This is a genomic window from Flavobacterium sp. FG68, assembly GCF_057808895.1.
The window spans coordinates 1-7,424 of sequence record NZ_JBMDIY010000063.1 but is presented as its reverse complement, the minus strand read 5'-3'; the positions used below and the strand labels follow the sequence as shown (position 1 = coordinate 7,424).

The 7,424-nt window shown below is 35.3% G+C and carries 5 protein-coding genes; 3 read left to right on the top strand and 2 right to left on the bottom strand.

The window, feature by feature from the left end; translation table 11 throughout:
* Positions 1-199 precede the first annotated feature (199 nt).
* The 3 genes from ACODSB_RS23770 to ACODSB_RS23760 all read left to right on the top strand — a co-directional run bounded on the left by ACODSB_RS23770 (position 200) and on the right by ACODSB_RS23760 (position 4,848).
* A complete protein-coding gene (locus ACODSB_RS23770) occupies positions 200-889 on the top strand; it encodes an SIR2 family NAD-dependent protein deacylase (protein ID WP_488938860.1) in 690 nt (229 codons plus the stop codon).
* A 218-nt stretch (positions 890-1,107) separates the two neighbouring features.
* Positions 1,108-2,454: an adenylosuccinate lyase gene (purB, locus tag ACODSB_RS23765; protein WP_053473777.1), complete on the top strand. Its 1,347-nt coding sequence runs from the start codon at positions 1,108-1,110 to the stop codon at positions 2,452-2,454.
* Between the two features lie 159 nt (positions 2,455-2,613).
* A complete protein-coding gene (locus ACODSB_RS23760) occupies positions 2,614-4,848 on the top strand; it encodes a cation:proton antiporter domain-containing protein (protein WP_488938859.1) in 2,235 nt (744 codons plus the stop codon).
* A 168-nt stretch (positions 4,849-5,016) separates the two neighbouring features.
* On the opposite strand, the gene ACODSB_RS23755 is transcribed toward ACODSB_RS23760, so the two are convergent.
* Both ACODSB_RS23755 and ACODSB_RS23750 read right to left on the bottom strand, forming a co-directional pair.
* Positions 5,017-5,655, bottom strand: a complete 639-nt coding sequence (locus ACODSB_RS23755; RefSeq protein ID WP_053473776.1) for a peroxiredoxin — start codon at positions 5,653-5,655, stop codon at positions 5,017-5,019.
* Between the two features lie 353 nt (positions 5,656-6,008).
* Positions 6,009-6,938 (bottom strand): AEC family transporter, encoded by a 930-nt coding sequence (locus ACODSB_RS23750; RefSeq protein WP_488938858.1) that lies wholly within the window; start codon positions 6,936-6,938, stop codon positions 6,009-6,011.
* Between the last annotated feature and the right edge of the window lie 486 nt (positions 6,939-7,424).

Below are 7,424 nucleotides of genomic sequence, written 5' to 3'. Positions count from 1 at the left end.
CCGTTAGGCACATAATATCGGTAGATATTTAGAATTCGGTATTCGTTGGCGTGCCATAGGTACGCAACATAACAATAACTGTTGCGTACCTACGGCACGCTAAAATTTGGTTCCATTTCCATTTCTACCAATATTCAGTGCCTGACGGCACACTCAATATTGGCATAAATTGCTATTTTTATCTTTTAATAAAATAAGCATGAAAAAGAAACTTGTTGTTTTAACCGGCGCCGGAATTAGTGCCGAAAGCGGTATTAAAACCTTTCGTGACAGCGATGGTTTATGGGAAGGTCACGACGTTATGGAAGTAGCAACTCCCGAAGGCTGGAACAAAAATCAGGAATTGGTTCTCGATTTTTACAATAAAAGACGCCAGCAGCTTAAGGAGGTACAACCCAATTTAGGGCATCAAATTTTAGCCGAATTAGAAAAAGATTTCGACGTTTATATCATTACTCAAAATGTTGACGATTTACACGAACGTGCCGGAAGTACCAAAGTTTTGCATTTGCATGGCGAATTATTAAAAGTGAGAAGTGTCAGAAATCGAAATTTAATTTTAGACTGGACAGCCGATTTGCTGACGGGTGATTTAGACGAAAACGGACATCAGTTACGTCCACATATTGTGTGGTTTGGAGAAGAAGTTCCGGCACTGGAAGAAGCTATTGATATAACCGAAACCGCAGATTATTTTGCCGTAATTGGAACTTCATTACAGGTTTATCCTGCGGCAGGTTTAATTTCTTATGCTCCCAGCACAACGCCTGTTTTTTATATTGATCCAAAACCTATTTCAATTCCCAATATTCGAAATAAAGTAGAAGTGATTGCCAAAACAGCAACCGAAGGCGTTGCAGATTTAAGAGAAAAATTAAAATCGATTTAAACACATAATTTATTGAACACAATTATTGAACACGAATTTCACGAATTAGCACGAATATTTTGTGTTATCTAATAAGTAAGTAAAAAAATTAGTGTCAATTCGTGAAATTCGTGTTTTATCTACTTTTTTCCCTTTTAAATTGCTTTCAATTGACTTTGTGATTACTTTAAATCCGCAAATTCTGTTTATATTTGCACCTTTCGAAAAACAACATAACAATGACTACTCTAAACGAATTGAATGCTATATCGCCAATTGACGGAAGATATAGAAATAAAACTCAAAATTTAGCACCTTTCTTTTCTGAAGAAGCTTTAATAAAATACCGTGTATTGGTTGAAATTGAATATTTCATCGCTTTATGCGAAATTCCTTTACCTCAGCTTTCTGGCGTAAATGCAGACTTATTTGACAGTTTAAGAAATATCTACAAAAATTTCTCTACTGAAGATGCGCTTTGGATTAAAGAAACAGAGAAAGTAACCAATCACGACGTAAAAGCGGTTGAATATTTTATTAAAGATGCTTTTGAAAAATTAGGTTTATCGCAATACAAAGAGTTCATTCACTTCGGATTAACATCTCAGGATATCAACAATACTGCTATTCCGCTTTCTACAAAAGAAGCTTTTGAGCAGGTTTATACACCTTCTTTAATTGCTGTAATTTCAAAATTAAAAGAATTAAGCGTTGAATGGAAAGATATCCCAATGCTGGCACGCACACACGGACAGCCGGCTTCTCCTACTCGTTTAGGAAAAGAAATTTTGGTTTTTGTAGAGCGTTTAGAAGAGCAGATGCGTTTGTTATTCAATATCCCGTTTGCAGCTAAATTTGGCGGTGCAACAGGAAACTTCAATGCACACCATGTGGCATATCCGCAAATTGACTGGAAAAAATTTGGAACTAATTTTGTTGAAAATGAATTAGGTTTACAACATTCTTTCCCAACAACTCAAATCGAACATTACGATCATTTTGCTGCATTTTTTGATGGTTTAAAAAGAATCAACAATATCATTATTGATTTAGATCGTGATATCTGGACGTATGTTTCAATGGATTATTTTAAACAAAAAATCAAAGCAGGCGAAATTGGTTCATCGGCAATGCCGCATAAAGTAAATCCTATTGATTTTGAAAACTCAGAAGGAAACTTAGGAATCGCTAATGCTATTTTTGAGCATTTATCTGCTAAACTTCCAATTTCAAGATTACAGCGTGATTTAACAGACAGTACAGTTTTACGTAATGTTGGTGTGCCAATTGGGCATACAATTATTGCTTTTGAAGCTACGCTGAAAGGTTTAAACAAATTATTACTAAACGAAAGCAAATTTGCTGAAGATTTAGAGAAAAACTGGGCAGTTGTTGCAGAGGCTATTCAAACTATTTTACGTCGCGAAGCGTATCCAAATCCGTATGAAGCCTTAAAAGGTTTAACAAGAACTAACGAAGCTATTGATAAAAACGCAATTCATAATTTTATTGCGACTTTAGAAGTTTCTGATGCTGTTAGAGCCGAATTAATGCAGATAACACCTAGTAATTACACAGGAATTTAAAGAAAACCTAAAATATTTTGTCAAAAAAAGCTATCTTTATCGAGATAGCTTTTTTTTTTAACCCGGAGTATCCAGATTACTTCACTTGAATTTACTTTTTACAAATTCCGTGAATCTTATAATAAAAAGCTGGATTACCTCCTGAAACTAAAATACCTTATGATTGCCTTAAATGCCACTGCAGAAACTACACACCATTTACAACCTTTAATTAGTGATCTGGGATTAATCCTGATGACTGCGGGAATTGCCGTACTATTATTTAAAAAAATGAAACAACCGCTGGTTTTAGGATACCTGATTGCAGGATTCCTGGCCGGAAACCACTTTGATTTTTTCCCATCAATTACAGAAATGAAAAGTGTAGAGGTTTGGGCAGAAATTGGTGTAATCATTCTTCTTTTTAGTTTAGGACTCGAATTTAGTTTTAAGAAATTAATGAAAGTTGGAGGAACGGCCTCCATTACAGCCAGTACACAAATTATAACCATGGTTTTACTGGGATATCTGGTAGGACGATGGATGGATTGGTCACAAATGGACAGCATTTTTTTAGGCGTAATTTTATCGATTTCATCCACAACAATCATTTTAAAAACCTTTGATGAACTTGGCGTTAAAGCGCAAAAATTTGCCGGAATCGTTATTGGCTCTTTAATTGTACAGGATATTGTAGCCATTTTAATGATGGTATTGCTTTCTACAATTGCAGTAAGCCAGCAATTTTCAGGAAGCCAGTTATTAATGTCCGTTTTAAAACTTATATTTTTCCTTACTGTTTGGTTTTTGGGCGGTATCTTTTTTATTCCCACGCTTCTTAAAAAAGCAAAACATTTACTGACAGATGAAATGCTGCTTATTATTTCTATCGCATTATGTCTTACTATGGTAATTTTTGCTTCAAATGTTGGATTTTCTCCAGCTTTAGGCGCTTTTATAATGGGATCGATAATTGCCGAAACAACACAGGCTGAACATATTGAACATTTAATAAAACCGGTTAAGGATTTATTTGGCGCAATATTTTTTGTATCTGTGGGAATGTTAATTGACCCTAAAATGTTGTATACACATGCTGTTCCGGTAGCTATATTAACTGTCGTGACTATTTTAGGACAATCTGTAAGTTCAACAATAGGCGCATTACTGGCAGGACAGCCTCTTAAACAATCGGTGCAGACGGGAATGAGTTTGTCTCAAATTGGTGAATTCTCATTTATTATTGCAACATTAGGAATGACATTAAATGTTACCAGTTCCTTTTTATATCCTGTTGTTGTAGCTGTTTCAGCAATAACCACTTTTACAACTCCGTTTATGGTAAAATATGCCGTGCCTTTTTCTCATTTCTTAGAACAAAAACTGCCTAAAAAATGGGTTAAAAATATCAACCGATACAGTATGAACGCACAGGCAATAAAATCAGTCAGTATTTGGCAGAAAGTATTAAATGCCTATGTAATTCAAATTATACTTCATACCGCTATCATTACGGCAATTATTTTGTTATCGTCAAAATTTGTAGCTCCTTTAGTGGCCGATACCAGATTTGGAAATACTTTAGCCGCACTTATTACGCTGGTAGTTATTGCACCATTTTTATGGGCACTCTCACTTCGTCGTATAGCTGCCGAAGAAGTCGAATTATTATGGGAAGAACGCAAATACCGAGGTGCGCTGTTAATGATGATTTTAATACGCATGAGCCTTGGTTTATTTTTTGTTGGTTTCTTATTGAATATTTTCTTCTCACCTTTGGTCGCATTCGTAGCATTGGTAATTGCTATTGGAGTTTATCAAATATTCCCTAAAAAATTAAATGAGCAGTATCACAGGATAGAAAATCACTTTTTGAAAAACCTAAACGATCGTGAAAACAAAAAAATAGACAGAAGATATGCCAATTTAATGCCGTGGGACGGTCACATGTCTATTTTTGAGATTGGGAAAGAATCGAACATTGTCGGAAAAACTTTAGAAGAACTAAGAATCAGAGAACTCATGGGAATTAATATTGCGTATATACGACGCGGTGAAGTTACAATCCCAATTCCGTCAAAAAATGAACGTTTGTTTCCCGGTGATGAAATTTCTGTAATTGGTACCGATGCTCAAATTACCGAGTTCACGAAATACCTGACTCAAAATGAAAATGAAGCCCCAAAAGCAGTTGAAGAAACTGAAATTGTTTTACGTCAGTTAGAAGTTTCTCAGGAAGAATTCACACAAAAAAGCATTGGTCAATTTAGAGGAAAAACCGGAGCAATGGTCGTAGGAATTGAACGAAACGGAAATCGTATTTTAAATCCTGAATCAAGTTTACTTTTACAGCCAAATGACATTATATGGGTTGTAGGAGACAGAAGAAAGATGAGTGAGCTTCTGAGAGGCTAAGTTTCTGAGATGCTAAGTTTCTAAGATTCTGAGATACTAAGTTTTTTTCTTTACGAATATATCTTAAAAAAGGCGCTAAATTTCTAAGCTACTAAGAGTTTAACCTCTCAAAAAACTTAGAAACTTAGCACCTTAGTATCTTTAAAAAAATCTTAGCAACTTAGAACCTTATTTATTCGGCTGCGGAGTTAAACGCAGATAAGGTTTAATAGGCGTATGTCCTTTTGGGAATTTTGCCGGAATATCACTGTCAGGAACAGCTGGCGTAATTACTACATCTTCACCATCTTTCCAGTTTGCCGGAGTAGCTACGCTGTAATTTGCCGTTAATTGCAAACTGTCAATAACACGAAGCAATTCGTCAAAATTTCTTCCCGTTGAAGCCGGATAAGTCAATGTTAATTTAATTTTTTTATCAGGCCCAATAACAAAAACAGAACGTACAGTAAATTTATCGCTCGCATTTGGGTGAAGCATATCATATAGATTCGCTATTTTTTTATCCTCATCGGCAATAATTGGAAAATTAACCTCCGTATTTTGAGTTTCGTTGATATCTTTAATCCACTCTTTGTGCGACTCTAAACCGTCTACACTCAAAGCAATTACCTTAGTATTTCTTTTGGTAAATTCCGGAACATAGTTCGCTACAGTTCCCAATTCAGTAGTACAAACCGGAGTAAAATCTGCGGGATGCGAAAATAAAACGCCCCAAGAATCTCCTAACCATTCATGAAAATTGATTGGTCCTTGTGTGGTTTCTGCATGAAAATCCGGAGCTATATCGCCTAATCTTAATGTTGACATAATTTATATTTTTTAGTTCCTCTAAAATTAACTAAAAAATACATTTAGAAAACACGTAAGAATTAAAAAAAAGTTAAAATTCTACATTCTCTATCTAGTTAGTATTTTAAACTCATTTGAAGATTAATTTTAACACATAGAAACATAGCTTTTTGTAATGTTTACGGAATTATAAGTCTCTTTCTTCACTGCAGAAATTACTCGTAAAGACGCAAAGACGCAAAGTTTTATAAAGAAAACTTAAAAAAGAAAAAACTTTGCGTCTTCGCGACTTTGCGAGATTAAAAAAAATTAAATCTTAGCGTCTTCGCTCCCGATAGCTATCGGGATTGCGAGATTAAAAAAATAAGCATTTAAATAAACCCCACCACAAAATACCAAATCGCAAGTGTTACAAACGAAACAGGAATCCCAAAACCAATCATCATACTGCTTAATTTTGGTTTTAAACCATAAGTCGAAGCCAGAATTGCACCTGTAATCATGGGCGCCATGGCGATTTCTATAATCGTAATTTTTATAGCTTCAGATCGCTGGTTAAAAACAAAAACATAAAGAATAAAAATAATAAGCGGCGTTACAATAAGACGGAAGAAAAGTCCCAGACGAAGAAATTTCCAGTGTTTACTTTTTCGATCAAAAGTCAATTGTAATCCAACCGAAAATAAAGCCAGAGGCGTAACCAAACTTCCTAGTTTTAATAAAAAAGGCTGAATATTCGAATCTAAATCATAATCAAAAACGTTCAGCAAACACGCCGCGACGAATGTAATAAAAGGCGGAAACAAAAGAATTTTCTTTGCAATACTTTTAAAATCCGGGCTTCCTTTAGAATAAAAAGCCGCCACAAAAACACCCAGAGTCGAAACCACCACAAAAGTTCCCGGCTGATCGACCAATACTGCCGTTTCTAAACCTTTTTTTCCAAACAAAGCCTCAACAATAGGATATCCCAAAAATGATGAATTACTTAATCCCGCAGTCAGGATCAAACAACCAATTAATTTATTTGACCAGCCCAGTCGTCGTCCTAAAAAATGAAAAAACACAAAAGCCAGGAAAAAACTAATCCACCCCGCTCCTATTGGAAACAATAATTCGTTGCTCCATTTTATTTTCGGAATATGATATAAAGTAATCGCCGGAAGACAGACATAAATAACAATTTTATTAATCGTTTTATAAATATGAGTTGGAAACCGCTTTACATGCTGCAAAAGCAATCCTAAAAATAAAAAGAAGAATATTATAATAAAGTTGTTCATATCAAGGGTTAGTGACAAAAATAGGAATTTATAAATTGATGTATAAAACAAATTACACCAAATTAAAATTAACACATAGAAACATAGATTTTTGAAAATAAAATTAATCTCGCAATCCCGATAGCTATCGGGAGCGAAATCGCAAAGGCTTTGTCATTTCGATGAAGGAGAAATCTGCGTAAGTAACTCCGCAACGAGAATCCAATCTTTGTAGAGCTTCTCTTTTAGATAAAGACGCAAAGGTTTTGTCATTTCGACCGAAGGGAGACTCGAGCGATAGCGAACAGGCGAAGCAAATCTGCGCAAGTAGCTCAACAAAGATTGGCGATTTAGTTTGCGGAGTTACTTACGCAGATCCCTCGTTCCTCGGGATGACAAGATTGGGTAAAGATTGCGTAACCGCACAGTTTGTCATCCTGAGCGAAGTCGAAGGACACGCAAGTAGCTCGACAAAGATTGGCGATTTAGTTTGCGGAGTTACTTACGCAGATCCCTCGTTCCTCG

Coding starts and splice junctions, on each gene's coding strand:
- ACODSB_RS23770 (WP_488938860.1), top strand. CDS start 200: ATGAAAAAGAAACTTGTTGTTTTAACCGGCGCCGGAATTAGTGCCGAA.
- purB (WP_053473777.1), top strand. CDS start 1,108: ATGACTACTCTAAACGAATTGAATGCTATATCGCCAATTGACGGAAGA.
- ACODSB_RS23760 (WP_488938859.1), top strand. CDS start 2,614: ATGATTGCCTTAAATGCCACTGCAGAAACTACACACCATTTACAACCT.
- ACODSB_RS23755 (WP_053473776.1), bottom strand. CDS start 5,655: ATGTCAACATTAAGATTAGGCGATATAGCTCCGGATTTTCATGCAGAA.